Source organism: Sphingobium sp. DC-2 (assembly GCF_000722555.1).
GTDB lineage: Bacteria > Pseudomonadota > Alphaproteobacteria > Sphingomonadales > Sphingomonadaceae > Sphingobium > Sphingobium quisquiliarum.
Genome location: NZ_JNAC01000100.1, coordinates 64,390 through 82,081 on the forward strand (window position 1 = coordinate 64,390; position 17,692 = coordinate 82,081).

Genomic DNA, 17,692 nt, shown 5'->3' on the forward strand with positions numbered 1-17,692 from the left:
CTCGCGCCGTGGCTCCGCCTTTTCAGGGCGGGGGGAGGAGCGCAGGCTCCTGGCGCGGTGAAATCCCTGCTCCGCGCGGCAGAAGCCGCTTCATTCCATGCAGCGCCACGACCTGATCATTTTGCAGGATCGGGGCAGCGACAAGGCGCATGGTGCGGCCGCCGCTGCCCAGCGGACGAACGTCCACATCCAGCGTGAAACCGCGGCGATAGCGGATGGCATAGGCGCGAAGCTGCTCCATCGCCTCGCGGCTGTCGGGAACGTAAAGCGACACGGCGAGCGGACGCGGCACCCTCATATTCCGGTCAAGGCCGAACAGGTCATAGACGCCGGAGGTCCAGTTCAGCCGGTCACCGGCGAGATCGCAATGCCATTGGCCGATTCCCATGTCCGCCAATGCATGTTCGTCGCGCAACAGGCGGCGATCGGATGTCAGGGGCGCAAGATGGGCATGTAGGTCGAACAGCGGCCAGCTATGGTTGAGAGGCAGGGGCTCTGTCGGACGCAAGCTTGGCCTTTCAGGCGATCAGGCGGACGCTGCCGATGCTACGATCTATGACGGGGCGCGCGCAAGCCGGGCGATGAAAAAGCCGTCCGCGCCGCCTTTCTCCGCCAGCGTGTCCGGCAGGGTGCGCAGCCAGCCTTCCGGCAAAGGCGCGACTCCCAAAGGCAGTTCGGCGGCCTCCACAGGCTTGATCCGATATTCGGGGCGGCTTTGCAGGAACTGTTCGATCTGCTCCTCTCCCTCCGCCTTTTCCAGCGAGCAGGTGGCGTAGATGAGCGTCCCGCCAGGCCTCAGCCACTGCGCCGCCCGTTCGAGCAGTTCCGCCTGCAATGCGGCTGCCTCCTCGATCTGGCGCTGGCCGATGCGGTGCAGCACGTCGGGATGGCGGCGGTAGATGCCGGTGGCGCTGCACGGCGCATCCAGCAGGATCGCATCGACCGCCTCCGCAGGCTCCCATTGCCGCAGGTCGGCCTGGACGATGGCGGCCTTCAGCGAGGTGCGAGCGAGATTGGCGCTCAACCGCTCCAGCCTTTTCTTCGACTGGTCGACCGCCGTCACCTGCCAGCCCGCCGCCGCGAGCTGCATCGTCTTGCCGCCGGGCGCCGCGCACAGGTCGAGCACGGCGCGCCCCTCGCCCGGCCCCAACAGCCGCGCCGGGCATGATGCGGCGATGTCCTGCACCCACCATGCGCCTTCCTCGAAACCGGGCAGGGTAGGGACGGCATCATGTCCCGGCAGGCGGACATGGCCGGGGGCGAAGCTCTCCCCGCCCAAAGCTTCGGCCCATCGCGCCGTTTCCGCCGGGTCGCGGAGGCTGAGATCGACCGGAGGGCGCATGGCGTAGGCCTGCGCAGCCGCTGGCGGCATGGCGTCACCCCAAAGGTCCGTCCAGCGCGCGACCACCTCGGCGGGCAGCGCGGGAGGATCGGGAAGGCTGGGGGCCGCACGCGTAATCGTGCCGAACACGCCATGCACCAGCTTGCGCGGTCCGCCATCGACCAGCGGCAGCGCGGTCGCGATCGCCGCATGCGGCGCGGTGCCGAGCGCCAGCAGCTGGACAAGGGCGATGCGCAGCACCATGCGCGCCTTCGCATCGTCTGGCAGCCGCTGGCGCGTCGCGCCGTCGATCAGGGCGTCGAGGTCGGGCAGGTGGCGCAGCGTTTCCGCCGCTATCGCATGGACCAGCGCCCGGTCGGGCTGGCTCAGCCCCTGCGCCGCGCCGTGCAGGGCGAGTTCCAGCGGCTCGCCCCGCCGCAACACGGCGTCCAGCAGGCGCAGGGCGGCGCGCCGCGTGGCAAGGCCGGGAACATCATCGGGACGGGAAGAACGAGCCATCAGCCGCGCCTAGGCCATTTCTCCCGGCGGCGCAAAGGCGGGTCAGTCGCGCCCCAGCGGATCGAGCGCGCTGGATCGGCGGCGGGCGGGCGCACGGACGGGCGATAGCGCGGACGCACGCTGCGCCGCCGCCGCCGGTGAGCGCCCAAGCCCCGCTCCCATCTCCTGCAAGGCGGCGATGCGCTTTTCAGTGGCGGGATGGGTGGAAAACAGTTCGCTGACCTGTGATGGCACGATGTAAAGCTGTGCCGCCGCCGGGTTGCGCTGCGCCACCGGGTTGGGGATCATCGCCGCCTTGTCCGAAATCTTGGCCAGCGCCGACGCCAGCGCATGCGGATCGCCGCTGATCTGCGCCCCGCCAGCGTCGGCGGCGTATTCGCGCGTGCGGCTGATCGCCATCTGCACGATCATCGCGGCAAAGGGCGCGACGATGACCGCCAGCAGCCCGGCGGCAAGATTGCCATGGCCGTTCTCATTGCTGCCGCCACGGAAGAAAAGGCCGAAATTGGCGAGCATCGAAATCGCGCCTGCGATGGTCGCGACCATGGTCATGATCAGCGTGTCGCGATTGCGCACATGGGCAAGTTCATGCGCCATCACCCCCGCCACTTCCTCGCGGCTCAGCATGGACAGCAGGCCCGTCGTCGCGGCCACGGCGGCATGCTCAGGGTCGCGCCCGGTGGCGAAGGCATTGGGATGCGGCTGGTCGATCAGATAGACGCGCGGCATCGGCAGGCCCGCCCGCTGCGCCAGATCGCGCACCAGTCCGTAAAATTCCGGCGCGCTCTGCGCATCCACTTCGCGCGCATCGTGCATCGACAGCACGATCTTGTCGGCATTCCAGAAGGTGAAGAGGTTCATGCCCGCCGCGACCAGCAAGGCGATCAGGGCGCCCGCGCCCCCGCCCAGCGTATAGCCCAGCGCCATGAACAGCGCCGTCAGCGCCGACAACAGCATCATCGTCCTCAAACCGCTCACTTGCGTCATTCTCCTTCACGGCCCAGATAGCAGGTCCGGCCTGAATATGGGATTGCCGGTGACGGATCGCAAATCGAAAGGCTCAAGGATCATGGGAACATTCAACGGCAAGCGGCCCGCGCATGTGAAGCCGCCCGCGCATCTGTCCAAAAGCCCGCCCGTGCCGGAACCCGATCCGCTGGACCAGCCCTCGCGCCATGATGAGGAATTGAGCCCGGTCCGCTATGGCGACTGGGAACGCAAGGGAATCGCTATCGATTTCTGAGCGGCGGGCTTGCCTGCGGGCATCCTCGCCCTTTCGGCTCATCGTTGATTTTGCACGTCTGCCGCTGGCCTGTGCCGCTGCTGCGGGCGGCGCAGCGGCGTGCCTCTAGCCTTGCTTCGCCCATTCCGTGCAGGGTCGCTGCGGGCAAAGGAAAGAAAATGGGCCGGGGGTGCAACCGTGAATCATATATCAGAGATCAAGGTGAGGGCGGTGTCTGACTATGCGCCGGAAGATGCGGCGCTGCTGTGTGGAGTAGGACGTCTGGTCTGTGCCTGGACGATGCTGGAACAGAGCCTGGAGGCGAAGATCGCCATGATGCGGGAGGCCATGGGTGACGTGCGGACTGTCGGCACCCGGACGCGGCCCGGCATGGCGAAGCTGATGACCGAATTGCGGACCATGGTGGCGATGCGCGACCGGCGCAACGCCAGCGCCCTGACCGAGATTTCGGATATCGAGCGGGACATGCAGAGGATCGACCGTTTTCGATCGCTCATCGTCGGCGGCTTTCAGCAGCCTGCGCCGGGTGGTTTCACCTGTCGGGATGCACGGAACAACTATATGCATGTCTCGCTTGAGCAACTGGATGCGGAGATCGCATCGCTCGAAACGGTGGCGCAGCGCCTGCTGGCCGTCTGACCGGGCGGGGTAATCCTTCCGCTTCGCTTGACCTTTGCACCGTGGACGGCAAAGCCTGTCGTCCGCGTCTAGCGAGAATGGAGACTCATGCCTAACAAGCCGATTCGCAAAGCCGTTTTCCCTGTCGCAGGACTCGGCACCCGCTTCCTTCCCGCAACCAAATCCGTGCCCAAGGAACTGCTGCCCGTCGTCGACCGGCCGCTGATCCAATATGCGGTGGACGAGGCGCGCGAAGCCGGGATCGAACAGATGATCTTCGTCACCGGCCGCGGCAAGGGCGCGATCGAGGATTATTTCGATATCGCCTTCGAAAGCGAAGTGACGCAGCGGGAACGCGGCAAGGACCTGTCGGCCCTGGACGGCACGCGCCTGGCGCCGGGCAACGCGGTGTTCCTGCGCCAGCAGGAGCCGCTGGGCCTCGGCCATGCCATCTGGTGCGCGCGCGAAGTCGTGGGCGACGAGCCTTTCGCCATCCTTCTGCCCGACGAGTTCATGAAGGGCCCGCCGGGCCGGGGTTGCCTCAAGCAGATGGTCGATGCCTATGAAAAGGTCGGCGGCAACCTCGTCTGCGCTCTGGAAGTGCCGATGGCGGAAACGCCCAGCTATGGCGTGATCGACCCCGGCACGCGTGACGGCGCACTGACTGAGGTCAGGGGGCTGGTGGAAAAGCCCGCAGCGGGCACGGCCCCGTCCAACCTCATCCTGCCCGGCCGCTACATCCTTCAGCCCGAAGTGATGAAGATATTGGAAACGCAGGAAAAGGGTGCGGGCGGCGAGATTCAGCTGACCGACGCGATGGCGTCGATGATCGGCAAGCAGCCCTTCCATGGCGTCACCTTCGACGGCCGCCGTTTCGATTGCGGGTCCAAGGCGGGCTATATCGAAGCCAACCTCGCCCTCGCTCTCGGCCGCGAGGATTTGGGCGAGCATATTCGCCGCTTCGCCCTTGCGGAACTGGGCGTCAGCGGGGTCGCCGCCGCCGCATAGGGCCTGTCTTCCTTGGCCCGGCATTCTCCTGCCCAGGCAGGAATCCGGTTCAAGCAGCGCACATGAAAGGGCGCTTCCGGTCCGCCGGGGGCGCCCTTTCGCTATGACCCGGCTGGCACAGCCGGGCAGCTAAGTCCCTGTAAATAGGTTTCGGCAACACGCCCGGCGAAAGGATTAACCCCTAATCGCCCTCGGTCCGAAGCCCCCTCCTCCAACAAACCGGCCGGGCATCGGAAGAGCCATTTGGGCTGGACGGCGCGCGCGGCATAGTGGTCAGGGGCGACGCGCGATGGAGCAGGCGAAGTGACTGGACGAGCGATACCGGCGGCCCCCGTCATCATCGGGCAGATGGACGCGCCAGCGATCATCCCGAAAAAAAGTGGCGGGTTCAACGCCGCCGCGCATGGCCTGCGGGGACTTGCGGCCGTCTTCGTCATGCTGGCCCACATCATCGGCGGCACCGCCGAACATATCTACCCCCATGTGAAATCCTATGTTCAGTGGGTCAGATATCCCTGGAATTTCGGCACCTTCGGGGTGGAGATATTCTTCGTCATCAGCGGCTATGTGATCCTGCAAAGCGCGCTCAAATATAATCTCAAGGAATTCGGCCTGCGCCGCTTCGTGCGGATCTATCCCCTGTTCTTCGCGCTCTCCCTGCTGTTCATCGCGCTCAATTTCGTGACGAACGCGTATAAGGAGCTCAACAACGTCGAAACCATCGTCTCGGGCCTGCTGTTCATCAATCTGTTCACCGGAACCGAGCAGCTGACGCCCAATGCATGGAGCCTCAGCTACGAGGCCTGCTTCTACGTGCTGACCGCGTTGATCGTGACATTCGCCTATAAGCGCAGGAACATGCTGTTGGGCGCATTGGCGGTCATGCTGGCGATCGCCTTCCTGATCGCCTTTCCAATCACCGTCTATTTCCTGATCGGTGTAGCGATGCGCCTGCTCGCCGCCGATGAAAAGACCGCCACGCCTGCCACCTGGGGCATGGAGTTGGTCAGCTTCGTCCTGATGGTCGCCAGCGCGTCCCAGACGCATCTCGGCTATACCGCGTGGGACCAGTTCGGCACGCCCGCCGTGCCGATGATCCTGCTGTCGATCACTGCCTATTTCTATTTCGCGCTGCGTCCGGGCAGCCTGACATCGCGCGCTTTAGGCGGGCAGCCTTTCCGCTATTTCGGGGACGTCAGCTACAGCCTCTATCTGGTGCACCCGTTCCCTTATTTCCTGATGCGGATGATCTTCGTGAAGATGGGCTGGTTCACCGGCAACATCCCGCTGTCGATGACGGCGTTTGGCACGGCGGTCGTCTCCACATCCTTGGTGGCGACGCATTTCATCTACCGGACGCTGGAGCGCGGCCCCTATGAAGCCATGTTCCACCAGCGCATCTATCATGACAAAAGGCGCAAGGCGGCCGCGTCCTAGCGGCCATTCGTCAGGGCTTCCAGCAGGGCAGCCCTGACCCGCCCTCCGTCAGAACGGCACTTCGTCGTCCAGATCATTGTCGAAGTTGGAGCCGCCCCGGCCACCGCCCGAAGAACGGCCGCCGCCGCTGCTGCCACCACCGAAGCCGCCGCCGCCGAAATCATCATAGTCGTTGCCGCCGCCAAAGCCGCCCGAACTGGCGCCCCAGTCGCCGCCGCCGCCCTGGCTGCGGCCTCCACCCTGACCGCCGCCGCCGGGCGCGCCGTCCAGCATGGTCAGGACCGCGCCGGGCCCTTGCAGCACGACTTCGGTCGTATAGCGGTCATTGCCCGACTGGTCCTGCCATTTGCGGGTGCGCAGCTGGCCTTCCAGATAGACTTTGGACCCCTTGCGCAGGAAGCGTTCGGCAACGCCCGCCAGTCCTTCGGAAAATATGGCGACGCTATGCCATTCGGTGCGCTCCTTGCGCTCGCCCGACATGCGGTCCTTCCAGCTTTCGGAGGTGGCGATGCGCAGGTTGCACACCTTGCCGCCATTCTGGAAGCTCTTCACTTCCGGGTCAGCGCCCAGATTGCCGACCAGAATGACCTTGTTGACCGAACCCGCCATGTTTCCTCCGATGCGTTTAGCCGGTCTTTATAGAGCGCCAGCCTTCGGAAGCTACCCCAAACCGACGGCGACGGCGGTCCAGTAGGTCAGGCCCGCGGCGACATAGGCCAGCGCGAAAAGATAGCCCACCATGAACAGCGGCCATCGCCATCCGTTGGTTTCCCGCTTGGTGACGGCGATGGTGGAAATGCACTGCGGCGCGAAGACGAACCATGCGAGGAAGGCGAGCGCGGTGGGCAGCGGCCAATTATCCTTCAACCGGTCGCCCAGGCTGCGTTCCAGCTTAGCCTCGTCGTCGCCCGCGTCGATGGAATAGACGGTGGCGAGCGCCGACACCGCCACTTCCCGCGCCGCCATGGCCGGGATCAGCGCCAGGCTGATGTCCCGGTTGAAGCCGATCGGCTCCAGCACCACGTTCAGGCCATTGGCGATGCGCCCGGCGATCGAATGGTTCACCTGGCTGATCCCGCTCTCTTCGGGCGCGCGGGGGAAGGACAGCAGCAGCCACAGGATCACCGTCGATGCAAAGATGATCGTGCCCGCGCGCTTCAGGAAGATGATCGCGCGCTGCCACAGCCCCAGCAGCACGTCTTGTGGACGGGGCCACTGATATTTGGGCATTTCCATCAGGAATCCGCCGCTCGATCCCTTGGTCACCGTCAGGCGCAGCACCAGCGCGACCAGCATCGCCCCGATGATCCCGGCGACATAGAGGCAAAAGAGCACGAGCCCCTGCAATCCCACGCCAAACCCGACATTCCGCGCCGGGATGAAAGCGCCGATGATGACGGCATAGACCGGCAGGCGCGCCGAACAGGTCATCAGCGGCGCGATCAATATGGTGGTCAGCCTGTCCTTGGGATCGGCGATGGTGCGCGTCGCCATGATGCCCGGCACCGCGCAGGCGAAGGAGGAGAGCAGCGGGATGAAGGCCCGTCCCGACAGGCCCACCCGCGCCATCAGCCCGTCCATCAGGAAGGCGGCGCGGACCATATAGCCCGTCGCCTCCAGCATCAGGATGAAGAAGAAGAGGATCAGGATCTGCGGCAGGAACACGACGACCGAACCGACGCCGTTGATGACGCCATCGACCAGGAAGGACCGCAGCAGCCCGTCCGGCAAGGCGTCGCTCACGGCCCCGCTCAGCGTTTCCGCCAGCCCTTCGATCATGGCGATGGGTGCTTCGGACCATGCGTAGACCGCCTGGAACATGATAAAGAGCAGGCCCAGCAGCATCAGCAGCCCGAAAAAGGGGTGCAGCGCAACGCGGTCGATCGCCGCCGTCAGCCGCCGCGAGGGCGTTTCCCGCACGACCGCGCCTTTCGCGATCCGCTTGGCCTCGGCCCGCAGGGTCTGGAAATCGCCCGGCTCCGCCCTGGCGCGGGCGGGCTTGACGCTGAGGACCGCTTCAATCTGTTCCCGCAGATCGTCCAGCCCGCGCTTGCGCACCGCCACTGTCGGGATCACCGGCACGCCCAGTTCGCGCGAAAGGACCGCAGGATCGAGTTCCAGCCCGTCGCGGGAGGCAAGGTCCACCATGTTGAGCGCAACGATCGTCGGCAGGCCGAGCGAGATCAGTTCCAGCGCAAAGCGCAGATGATTGTCGAGGTTGGACGCATCGACCACGACGATCAGGGCGTCGGGCAGCCGCTCCCCCGTCTGGCGGCCCAGCACCACGTCGCGCGTCACCTGTTCGTCCGGGCTGGTGGGATCGAGGCTGTACGTGCCCGGCAGGTCGACCAGTTCGACCGGGCGGCCATCGGACAGCGAAAGCCGCCCCGCCTTGCGCTCGACCGTGACGCCGGGATAATTGCCCAGCTTCTGCCGCGCCCCCGTCAGCGCGTTGAACAGCGCGCTCTTGCCTGCATTGGGATTGCCGACCAGCGCCACGAGCGGAAAGGCGCTCATGCCTGTTCGTCCCGCGTGCCCAGCCGTACGGAGATGGCGGCCGCATGGGCGCGGCGCATTGCGATGGTCATCCGCCCGATCTTGCAGGCAATGGGGCCGCGCCCCAGCAGCCCGCCATGATGAAGCGCCTCGACATCGGCGCCCTCGATCAGGCCGAACTCGCGCAGCCGCTGACCATCGGTCGCCGACAGGGCGGTCCAATCGATCACATCCACATAAGCGGGCTGGCGCAGCGGCAGGTCAGTCAGGCGCAAGAGAAGGGCACTCGTTCACAGTTTCTGCGATTGACTATCAATACCGATAGGAAAAGGCCAGAGCCAATCACCTTGTCCCGGCGGGATCACACCGCGGGATCACACCGCCGGATAGCGGAGCCGTCCGATAAATCGCGCCAGACTCAGCCGCTCGCCGCCGCCCGCGCCCCTCCATCGCGCCTTGGTCCGTTCGAATCGCATTATCCCTTCGATGCGCCGGGCCAGGAAGGCGCGGCTGTCCTGCCACCCTTCGCTCTCATCATCGATGAAGACCAGCAGCGTCGCGGCATAGACCGCCGCCAGCGTCATGCGCTTGCTATAATGGTTGAAGTCGGTCGCATTGTCCCCGGCCGCGCGCCACATCATGTCGGCGGCGCGCCAGCCCAGACGGGCGGCGCGTGCCGCATTTTGCGGCATCGCCAGGATCGCGATCGCCCGGCGCAGCGCTTCCCTGTTTCCCGCCAGCAGGGATAGCCGCGCCTCCACCAGAGCCGTGATCCGCTGGCGGATGGACAAAGCGGATAATTTTTCCGGCGGCAACGCGTCCAGCATCGCCGCATCGATGCTGGCAAACCATGCGTCGATCATGTCCACCGCGCCCTCGCGGAAGGCAAGCTGCGCGATCTGCGGGTCTACTCCCGCTTGCGCCGCGGCCATGGCCACCGCTTCGGGCCGCCAGCCGTCGAAAGCCGCATGGTTGGGCAGGATGGGCGCGATCTTCGCGCGCACTTCATCCAGGGTCAGATCTTCTGCCGTCTGTGTCATACCAATATGGTAGGGCGGCGGCCTTCCTCGCACAAGCGTCAGTCCTTAATCGGAACCACATATATAATGTTGCAACATATCATCAGATATGATGTAACATCATCTAACCGCGCCAGAGAGTGCGGCAAGCGAAGGATGGAGGAAGCGATGGGCTTGATGACGGCGTCCGCCAATGGCGCGCACATGCAATCGGGATATCGAGGGGCGGGACGATCGCCCGTTGGCATCGGCGCGGCGATTGCCGTGCATGCGGTTGCAGGCGGGCTGTTCCTGCTGACGCCGCGAGAGGTCTACGCGCCCTATGTGCCGCAAATACTGATCGGCAACCAGATTCCGCTCACCCCGCCCCCGCCGCCCGAAAAGACCGATCAGCCGCCGGAGAGCAAGATCACGCCCAAGGCCCTGCCGGACCCTCTTCCCGCGCGCGTCGATCCGGCAATCGATTTTCCCCCGACCGGACCGGACATCAGGACCACTGATACCGTCACCAACACCAAGCCCGGCACCGTCGAAATTCTGCCGCCGCCGCCCGACCCCCCGCGCGAGGCGGTGCTGCGGGAAGCGCGAATCGATCCTCGCGCGCTGCCCGCCTTCCAGCCTGAATATCCCGGTTCCATGGTCCGTCAGGGTCTGGAAGGATCAGTCACGGTCCGCGTCACGATCAGCCCCGAAGGACGGGTGACCGCGATCGAGCGGCTGTCGGCCACCGACGAGGCATTCTGGATCGCGACCCGGCGGCATGCCCTGCGAAAATGGCGGTTCCAGCCCGCGACTCGCGATGGTGTCGCAATGGTCAGCAGCAAGGTCATGACCGTCCATTTCCGCCTCGCCGGCATCTAGAAAGCATCGGGCCGGAGCGGCTGGCGCACCCTTGCCAAGCGCCTTTTGCATCCGGCCCCGCCTTATCCTATATGTCCGCGATGACGATCTTTCCCCGTCCCGTGTCCCCCAAGAGCGCGCTGAGCGACCTGTGGAGCTATTTTCGCGAAAACAGGCCCCATAAATGGCCGCTCCTTGGCCTGTCGGCGGCGATGACGTGGCTCATCATCTGGGCGTTCATCGTTGACGCCAACACCAATACCATGCCCACCCGCAACCAGATCATCTATGTCCAGAGCTGGGATGCGAACCGGTCCGACGCGGCGGTGATCCTTCAGCAGAAGATGGATCTCGCCAGGCGCGAGGCGGCCTTGCAAAAGCGCCAGCGGGAAATGCAGGGCGTCGCCGATGTCTTCGGTATAGACTGGCGGGCCGAGGAAGCGCGCAACACCGCGCGGCGCAAGGAAGCGCTCAAACAGATCAACGCGCAACTCGACGCGCGCCTGGCAAAGGCGGAAGAGGCGGAAAAGAGCGCGCCTGAGATGGGACAGCCCTGAACCCCTGCCCATGAGCGCCGATGCCGCCGCCGACCGCCGCTTCATGCAGGCCGCCATCGCGCTGTCGGAGCGTGGGCGGGGGCTTTCCACGCCCAATCCCAATGTCGGCTGCCTGATCGTCAGGGACGGCGTGATCACCGGGCGTGGCTGGACGCAGAAGGGCGGGCGGCCCCATGCCGAGGCGCAGGCGCTGGAGGAAGCGCGGGACCGCGCCGAAGGGGCGACCGCCTATGTGACGCTGGAGCCCTGCTTCCATCTTTCCCCGCGCGGGCCGCGCTGCGCCGATCTGATGGCGCGCGCGGGCGTCCGCCGGGCCGTCATCGCGCTGCGCGATCCCGATCCGCGCACCGATGGGCAAGGGGCGGACTATCTGCGCGCGCGCGGCGTCGATGTCGAAATGGGATTGATGGCGGAGCAGGCTGCGGCGGCGATGCGCGGCTTCGTGCTGCGCCAGACGCTGGGCAGGCCTGCCGTCACCTTGAAGCTGGGCTTGTCGCTGGACGGTTGCATCGCGCTTGCAGACGGGTCGAGCCGCTGGATCACCGGAGAAGCCGCCCGCGCCCACGCGCATCTGGAACGCGCGCGCCATGACGCCATTCTGGTGGGCGGCGGCACCTTGCGCGCTGATGCGCCGCGTCTGGATGTGCGGCTGCCGGGGCTGGAGGACAGGTCGCCGCGCCGCCTGCTGCTGACCCGTCATGCAGCGCCCGATGGCTGGGAACGGATCGCCCGGCCGGACGATATAGCAACGCTGTCGCATGTCGATCATCTGATGGTTGAGGGCGGGGCGGAAACGGCCGCCGCCTTCCTCAGCGCCGATCTGGTCGACCGGCTGCTGCTCTATCGCGCGCCCATCCTGATCGGCGCGGGCCGCGCGGGCATTGCCGATATTGGCCTCACCGATCTCGCCGCCGCTCATGGCCGCTGGCGTCTTGCGGACGACCGGCGGCTGGGCGAAGACCGGCTGGAGGTTTACGAAAGGGTGCGCAGCGCCTAGGGCGCTGCCTAAGCAGCAGGATCGCAGACCATGTTCACCGGCATCATCACCGACATAGGCGAAATCCGTTCCGCGGAGCAGCGCGGCGACCTGCGCCTCGTCATCGGCTGCGGCTATGAGATGGATGGCGTGGCGATCGGCGCGTCCATCGCCTGTTCGGGCGCCTGCCTCACCATGGTGGAAAAGGGCGCGGACTGGTTCGCCGTCGATCTGTCGGCGGAAACGGTGGCGCGCACCGCGCCGGGCCTTTGGGAACAGGGCGGCCGCCTCAATCTCGAACGCGCGCTCAAGGTCGGCGACGAACTTGGCGGGCATATCGTCACCGGCCATGTCGACGGCATCGGAACGCTGGTGTCCGCCACGCCGGAGGGCGATTCGACCCGTCTGGTCATCGCCGCGCCCGCCGCTCTGGCGCCCGCCCTAGCCGCCAAGGGGTCGATCACCGTCGACGGCATTTCCCTGACGGTGAACGCCGTGGAGGATCAGCCCGATGGATCGGTGCATTTCGGCCTGAACATCATTCCGCATACGGCCGCCTCGACGACGCTCGACAGTCTGGTGCCCGGACGCACGTTCAACCTGGAGATCGACGTGCTGGCCCGCTATCTCGACCGGATGCAGAGCCTTCGCATCGCTTCCGTGTGATTTTCACTTGCCATAATCACATCACAGTGTGATAAATGGCTCCAGCAGCCGTCCGGCTATGGAGTCGTTTCATGTCTTCCTCTCTCATTGATACCGTCCGCTCCCTCGTCAACGAAGGGCGCATGTCCCGTTCCGGCCTTGCCCGTGCCGCCGGGCTCCACGCCAATTCCCTGCGGCGGCTGGGCGAAAGCGACTGGAATCCCACGGCCGAAACGCTGGGCAAGCTGGAAAGCTATCTGCTGCGGCGGGAAGGCGGCACAGCGCTCGCCTCGCCCGAAGAGATTATCGATGAAGCCCGTAACGGCCGCATGTTCATTCTGGTCGATGACGAGGATCGCGAAAATGAAGGGGACCTCGTGATCCCGGCGCAGATGGCTACGCCGGACGCGATCAACTTCATGGCGACGCATGGCCGCGGCCTGATCTGCCTTGCGCTCACCAAGGAAAGGGTCGATCATCTTGGCCTGGGGCTCATGAGCCGCAACAACGGCACGCGGCATGAAACCGCCTTCACCGTGTCGATCGAGGCGCGCGAAGGCGTCACCACCGGCATCAGCGCCGCCGACCGCGCCCGCACCATCTCCGTCGCGATCGACGGGTCGAAGGGGCCGGAAGATATCGTCACGCCCGGTCACGTCTTTCCGCTGGTCGCCAAGGATGGCGGCGTCCTCGTCCGCACCGGCCATACCGAGGCGGCGGTCGATGTCGCGCGCCTTGCGGGGCTCAACCCTTCCGGCGTCATCTGCGAGGTGATGAAGGACGACGGCACCATGGCCCGGCTCGACGACCTCATCCCCTTCGCCCAGAAGCATAAGATGAAGATCGGCACGATCCGCGATCTCATCGCCTACCGCCGCCGCCACGATCATATGGTGGAGCGCCGCGCCGAAGCCGCCTTCCACAGCAAATGGGGCGGCGACTGGAAGGCGATCAGCTTCTACAACCGCGCGACGCACAGCGAACAGCTTGTGCTGCAAAAGGGCCATGTCGTGCCGGACGAACCCACTCTGGTGCGCATGCATCAGCTATCGCTGCTGGACGATGTCTATGGGGCGACCGGCCCGCGCTCCGATCTGCTCGCCACCTCGATGGAAATCATCGCCAGGGAAGGCGCTGGCATCATCGTCGTGCTGACGCCCAGCGCGCAGAACGACTTCGTCAGCCGCATCCTGCGCCAGCGCGCGGGCAGCGACATGGACGAGCTGCGCGACTATGGCGTGGGCGCGCAGATTCTGGCGGAACTGGGCGTGCATGACATGATCCTGCTCACCAATTCGCATCACAGCCTGATCGCGCTGGACGGCTATGACCTGGCGGTGGTCGGTCACCGGCCCATCGAACTGTAAGGAAGCAGGAAGGATAAAGGGCCATGGCCAAGTTTCTGATCGTCGAAGCCCGTTTCTACGACCATCTCAACGACCTGCTGATCGAAGGCGCGGCCGCCGCGCTGGAGGAGGGCGGCCATAAATATGAGGTGGTGACCGTGCCCGGCGCGCTGGAAATTCCCGGCGCGGTGGCGCTGGCCGCGGAAACGGGGCGCTATGACGGCTTCATCGCGATCGGCGTCGTGATCCGGGGCGAAACCTATCATTTCGAAGTGGTGTCGAACGAAAGCGCGCGCGGCCTGATGGCGCTCAGCATGGACGGCATCGCCATCGGTAACGGCATATTGACGGTCGAAAACGAGGCGCAGGCGCTGACCCGCGCCAAACGGACCGAAAAGGACAAGGGCGGCGAAGCAGCCAAGGCGGCGATCGCCATGCTCGCGCTGCGCGACCGCTTCGGCGCTCTCTGATCAGGGCGTTCCGCGCGCAAGTTACGGGCCGCCCTCGACGGGGCGGCCCGTCTTCGTTCAGGCGGCCCGTTCCAGCGGCGGATAGTCGAGATAGCCCTCCGCGCCCTGCGTATAGAAAGTGTCCGGCTGCGCTTCATTGAGCGGCGCGCCCGCCGACAGCCGGTCCGGCAGGTCCGGGTTGGCGAGGAAGGGGCGGCCGAAGCTGATCGCCTGCGCCAGGCCGCTGTCCAGATCGGCCTGCGCGCTGGCCGCGTCATAATCGCTGTTCAGCACCAGCGGACCCGTGAAATGCTCGCGCACGATCGGCGACTGGCGCGGCACGTCCGATGCGCCCCGCGTTCCGTTGGGCTTGAGTTCACGCATCTCCAGGAAAGCGATGCCGATCGGCTCCAGCGCCTGGGCCACGGCGCGGGAAAGGCTGGCGGGATCGCTGTCGTCCGTGCCCTGCGATGTGCCGTTGAGTGAGACGCGCACGGCGGTCCGGCCCGCGCCGATCGCGTCCGCCACGGCCTGCGTTATCTCCCGCAGCAGCCGCGTGCGATTTTCCGGGCTGCCGCCATAGTCATCGTCGCGGTGATTGACGCCGTTGCGCAGAAATTCGTCGATCAGATAGCCGTTCGCCGCATGGATCTGAACGCCGTCGAACCCCGCCGACCGGGCATTGCGCGCTGCGCTCACATAGGTGGCGATCAGGCCGGGAATCTCCTCCAGCGTCAGGGCGCGCGGCTGCTCATAGGGGCGGTTGCCTTCATAGCTGTGCACATGGCCGGGCGCGGTCAGCGGGCTGGACGAGACGGGCTGTTCCCCCGTCACGCTCGAATGGACCAGACGGCCCATATGCCAAAGCTGGGCGAAGATGCGTCCGCCCGCGTCATGCACCGCCTGGGTGACCGGCTTCCACGCTTCCACCTGTTCGTCCGACCAGATGCCGGGCGCGTAGGGCCAGCCCAGCCCCTGCCGCGAAACGCCGGTGCCTTCGCTGATGATAAGGCCGGCCGAAGCCCGCTGCCGGTAATAATCCGCCATCATCGGGGTCGGCACATGGTCGCGTGTAGCACGCGCACGCGTCAGCGGCGCCATCAGCACACGGTTCGGCGCTATGATGTCGCCAAGTTGAACGGGGTCGAACAGGCTGACCATATTGTCCCTCTTTAATGGTTGCAAGATGCAACGGAAACGGTTGCGAACGGCAGTTGGTGGCTGATGTGCCGCCTTTCAACCCCGGTGCAAGCGGAAGGGTGGCTTTTCAGGGAAGAGTGAAGCCGGAGCGGAAGGCGCTGGCCAGCGTCGCCGCGTCCAGCGCCGGGAGGCGGGGCAGGCGGCCCAGCCGGGCCACCCGGCCAAGCTCAGGGATGATCCGCTCATTTTCCTCATGCGCGTCGCCGATGAAGGCGATCCCCGCGATCGTGACGCCCCGGTTGCGAAGCGCTTCGATGCTGAGCAGGCTGTGATTGATCGTGCCCAGCCCGGTGTGCGCGCACAGGATGACCGGCAGGCTCCAATGGGCGAAAAGGTCCGCCATCAGCAGCGTTTCGCTGACCGGAACGAGCACGCCGCCCGCCCCTTCGATCACCAGCGGCCCCTCCACGTCCGGCAGGGGAAGGCGATCGAGCCTGATCTCCACTCCGTCGATCCGCGCCGCCAGATGCGGGGAAGCGGGGGTGGTGAGGCGATAGGCTTCGGACAGGATGCGCGATGCGGGCAGGCCGGACAGCCGCGCAACGGTTTCCTTGTCGCCCTCCGGGGCGAGCCCCGCCTGCACCGGCTTCCAATAATGCGCGCCCAGCGCCCCGGCGAGGGCGGCGGCGAACACCGTCTTGCCGATGTCCGTGTCCGTGCCCGTGACGATGAAGCGGCTCATGCCAGCACCCGCCGCAATTCTTCCCCCAGCGCCAGCACGTCCGCGCGCCCGCTGTTCAGCGTCAGCGATATGCGCAACCGGCTGGTGCCCGGCGGCACGGTGGGCGGACGGATGCCGCGAATGTCGAACCCCGCTTCCTGCAAGGCCGCCGCCGCCGCCATTGCGCGCCTGTCCTCGCCCAGGATGACGGGGATGATCTGGCTGCGCGGCTTGGGCAGGCCCAGTGGCGCGCAAATGGCTTCGGCCGCGTCCACGCGCAGCGTGGCGAGGCGGGTGCGCAGGTCGTCCGCCTGCTCGATCCGGTCGATCGATGCCGACACGGCAACCGCCATCAGCGGCGACGGCGCGGTCGAGAAGATGAAGGCCCGCGCCCGGTTGATCAGATAGTCGATCAGGATGCGCGGCCCGCAGATCAGCGCGCCTTCCACCCCCATCGCCTTGCCGCAGGTGTGCAGGGTCACGACATTGTGCAGCCCGTCCAGCCCGGACGAAAGGCCGCGCCCGCCGGGGCCGGACACGCCCGTGCCATGCGCTTCGTCCAGGATCAGCATCGCTTCATGCCGGGCGGCGAGCGTGGCGAGATCGCTCAGCGGCGCCAGGTCCCCGTCCATCGAATAGAGCGTCTCGACCGCGATCCAGATCCTGCCCTTGCCTCCTTCGCCGCGCCATGCGGTGATCAGGTCGGCAAAGCTCTGCACATCATTGTGGCGCGCGAAGACCGCCGCCGCCTTCGACATGCGGATGCCGTCATGCACGCTGGCGTGGATCAGTTCGTCCGCGACGATCAGGTCGCCTCGCTGCGGCAGGGTGGAAAACAGCGCCAGATTCGCGGCGAAGCCATTGGCCATGAACAGCGCGGCCTGGGTGCGGAAGAAGGCGGCGGCCTTCGCCTCCAGCCCTTCATGTTCGGGCGCATTGCCCCGCAGCAGGCGCGATCCGCCGGACCCTACCGGCACGCCGCGCGCTACCGCATCGGCGACCGCCTGGCCGATGATCGGGTCCGACGCCAGGCCCAGATAGTCGTTGGAGGCGAAATCCCGCCCCGCCCGCGCGGTGAGCGCGCGCAAGCGGCCCCGTTTCTCAAGCGCCGCAAGCTGCGAGCGGAAGGGTTCGCTGGTCATGGCGCGGCCTATAGGCCCGCAGGGCTGACCGGAGCAAGCCGGACAGTAAACGGCCCCTCCTTCACCCGAAGGAGGGGCCGCATATTTACTGGAGCCTGACCGTCTTGCACGGAAGCATCCGCATCAGGGCTCCTTTCGTCACTCCGGGCTCGATCCGGGGTCCCGCTGCCTGGGCGACGTCAGCGAAGAAGCGGTGTGACGATCACTCAGGCATG

At 66.1% G+C, this 17,692-nt stretch carries 20 protein-coding genes; 10 read left to right on the forward strand and 10 right to left on the reverse strand.

Annotation, left to right across the window (positions count from 1 at the left end; genetic code table 11):
• Nucleotides 1-22: 22 nt before the first annotated feature.
• The 3 genes from ET21_RS0118470 to htpX are packed head-to-tail and all read right to left on the reverse strand — an operon-like array spanning nucleotide 23 to nucleotide 2,818.
• Nucleotides 23-508: a hypothetical protein gene (locus tag ET21_RS0118470; protein ID WP_030540820.1), complete on the reverse strand. Its 486-nt coding sequence runs from the start codon at nucleotides 506-508 to the stop codon at nucleotides 23-25.
• A gap of 45 nt (nucleotides 509-553) precedes the next feature.
• The gene (locus tag ET21_RS0118475) at nucleotides 554-1,840 is read right to left on the reverse strand and encodes an RsmB/NOP family class I SAM-dependent RNA methyltransferase (RefSeq protein ID WP_030540821.1); all 1,287 of its coding nucleotides are present in this window, start codon (nucleotides 1,838-1,840) and stop codon (nucleotides 554-556) included.
• A gap of 42 nt (nucleotides 1,841-1,882) precedes the next feature.
• Nucleotides 1,883-2,818: a zinc metalloprotease HtpX gene (gene htpX / locus ET21_RS0118480; RefSeq protein ID WP_030540822.1), complete on the reverse strand. Its 936-nt coding sequence runs from the start codon at nucleotides 2,816-2,818 to the stop codon at nucleotides 1,883-1,885.
• A 91-nt stretch (nucleotides 2,819-2,909) separates the two neighbouring features.
• Between htpX and ET21_RS27235 the strand changes: the two genes are divergently transcribed.
• The 4 genes from ET21_RS27235 to ET21_RS0118500 all read left to right on the forward strand — a co-directional run bounded on the left by ET21_RS27235 (nucleotide 2,910) and on the right by ET21_RS0118500 (nucleotide 6,146).
• Entirely contained in the window at nucleotides 2,910-3,083 is a 174-nt protein-coding gene (locus tag ET21_RS27235; protein ID WP_021237456.1) for a DUF1674 domain-containing protein, read from the forward strand.
• Nucleotides 3,084-3,293: 210 nt separating this feature from the next.
• On the forward strand, nucleotides 3,294-3,722 hold the full coding sequence (locus ET21_RS0118490) for a hypothetical protein (RefSeq protein ID WP_037471384.1): 429 nt from the start codon (nucleotides 3,294-3,296) through the stop codon (nucleotides 3,720-3,722).
• Between the two features lie 87 nt (nucleotides 3,723-3,809).
• Entirely contained in the window at nucleotides 3,810-4,709 is a 900-nt protein-coding gene (locus ET21_RS0118495) for a UTP--glucose-1-phosphate uridylyltransferase (RefSeq protein WP_030540823.1), read from the forward strand.
• 303 nt (nucleotides 4,710-5,012) lie between these two features.
• Entirely contained in the window at nucleotides 5,013-6,146 is a 1,134-nt protein-coding gene (locus tag ET21_RS0118500) for an acyltransferase (RefSeq protein WP_030540824.1), read from the forward strand.
• Nucleotides 6,147-6,194: 48 nt separating this feature from the next.
• Here ET21_RS0118500 and ssb read toward each other — a convergent pair whose 3' ends face one another.
• From ssb to ET21_RS0118520, 4 genes are all read right to left on the reverse strand, one after another.
• Complete coding sequence (gene ssb / locus ET21_RS0118505; protein WP_021237452.1) at nucleotides 6,195-6,755, reverse strand: single-stranded DNA-binding protein; 561 nt, start codon at nucleotides 6,753-6,755, stop codon at nucleotides 6,195-6,197.
• Between the two features lie 51 nt (nucleotides 6,756-6,806).
• Nucleotides 6,807-8,663 (reverse strand): ferrous iron transporter B, encoded by a 1,857-nt coding sequence (locus ET21_RS0118510; protein WP_030540825.1) that lies wholly within the window; start codon nucleotides 8,661-8,663, stop codon nucleotides 6,807-6,809.
• The gene (locus tag ET21_RS0118515) at nucleotides 8,660-8,917 is read right to left on the reverse strand and encodes a FeoA domain-containing protein (protein ID WP_021237450.1); all 258 of its coding nucleotides are present in this window, start codon (nucleotides 8,915-8,917) and stop codon (nucleotides 8,660-8,662) included. The genes ET21_RS0118510 and ET21_RS0118515 overlap by 4 nt, the downstream gene beginning before the upstream one ends.
• Nucleotides 8,918-9,016: 99 nt before the next feature.
• Nucleotides 9,017-9,682, reverse strand: coding sequence for a COQ9 family protein (locus tag ET21_RS0118520; RefSeq protein WP_030540826.1), 666 nt, complete (start codon nucleotides 9,680-9,682; stop codon nucleotides 9,017-9,019).
• A gap of 147 nt (nucleotides 9,683-9,829) precedes the next feature.
• Here ET21_RS0118520 and ET21_RS0118525 point away from each other — a divergent pair, with 147 nt between their 5' ends.
• From ET21_RS0118525 to ribH, 6 genes are all read left to right on the forward strand, one after another.
• Nucleotides 9,830-10,522, forward strand: a complete 693-nt coding sequence (locus ET21_RS0118525) for an energy transducer TonB (protein ID WP_030540827.1) — start codon at nucleotides 9,830-9,832, stop codon at nucleotides 10,520-10,522.
• A gap of 71 nt (nucleotides 10,523-10,593) precedes the next feature.
• Nucleotides 10,594-11,058: a hypothetical protein gene (locus ET21_RS0118530; RefSeq protein ID WP_051768222.1), complete on the forward strand. Its 465-nt coding sequence runs from the start codon at nucleotides 10,594-10,596 to the stop codon at nucleotides 11,056-11,058.
• 43 nt (nucleotides 11,059-11,101) lie between these two features.
• Nucleotides 11,102-12,055 (forward strand): bifunctional diaminohydroxyphosphoribosylaminopyrimidine deaminase/5-amino-6-(5-phosphoribosylamino)uracil reductase RibD, encoded by a 954-nt coding sequence (ribD, locus tag ET21_RS0118535; protein WP_030540829.1) that lies wholly within the window; start codon nucleotides 11,102-11,104, stop codon nucleotides 12,053-12,055.
• A 30-nt stretch (nucleotides 12,056-12,085) separates the two neighbouring features.
• On the forward strand, nucleotides 12,086-12,700 hold the full coding sequence (locus tag ET21_RS0118540; protein WP_030540830.1) for a riboflavin synthase: 615 nt from the start codon (nucleotides 12,086-12,088) through the stop codon (nucleotides 12,698-12,700).
• 71 nt (nucleotides 12,701-12,771) lie between these two features.
• A complete protein-coding gene (gene ribB / locus ET21_RS0118545; protein ID WP_030540831.1) occupies nucleotides 12,772-14,046 on the forward strand; it encodes a 3,4-dihydroxy-2-butanone-4-phosphate synthase in 1,275 nt (424 codons plus the stop codon).
• 23 nt (nucleotides 14,047-14,069) lie between these two features.
• Nucleotides 14,070-14,495 (forward strand): 6,7-dimethyl-8-ribityllumazine synthase, encoded by a 426-nt coding sequence (gene ribH / locus ET21_RS0118550; protein WP_021237443.1) that lies wholly within the window; start codon nucleotides 14,070-14,072, stop codon nucleotides 14,493-14,495.
• Nucleotides 14,496-14,552: 57 nt separating this feature from the next.
• Here the strand turns inward: ribH and ET21_RS0118555 are convergent, their stop codons facing one another.
• The 3 genes from ET21_RS0118555 to ET21_RS0118565 form a co-directional block, all read right to left on the reverse strand.
• Complete coding sequence (locus ET21_RS0118555; protein WP_030540832.1) at nucleotides 14,553-15,635, reverse strand: alkene reductase; 1,083 nt, start codon at nucleotides 15,633-15,635, stop codon at nucleotides 14,553-14,555.
• Nucleotides 15,636-15,741: 106 nt separating this feature from the next.
• Nucleotides 15,742-16,356, reverse strand: coding sequence for a dethiobiotin synthase (gene bioD, locus ET21_RS0118560; protein ID WP_030540833.1), 615 nt, complete (start codon nucleotides 16,354-16,356; stop codon nucleotides 15,742-15,744).
• The gene (locus ET21_RS0118565; protein WP_030540834.1) at nucleotides 16,353-17,477 is read right to left on the reverse strand and encodes an 8-amino-7-oxononanoate synthase; all 1,125 of its coding nucleotides are present in this window, start codon (nucleotides 17,475-17,477) and stop codon (nucleotides 16,353-16,355) included. The genes bioD and ET21_RS0118565 overlap by 4 nt, the downstream gene beginning before the upstream one ends.
• Nucleotides 17,478-17,692: the final 215 nt, after the last annotated feature.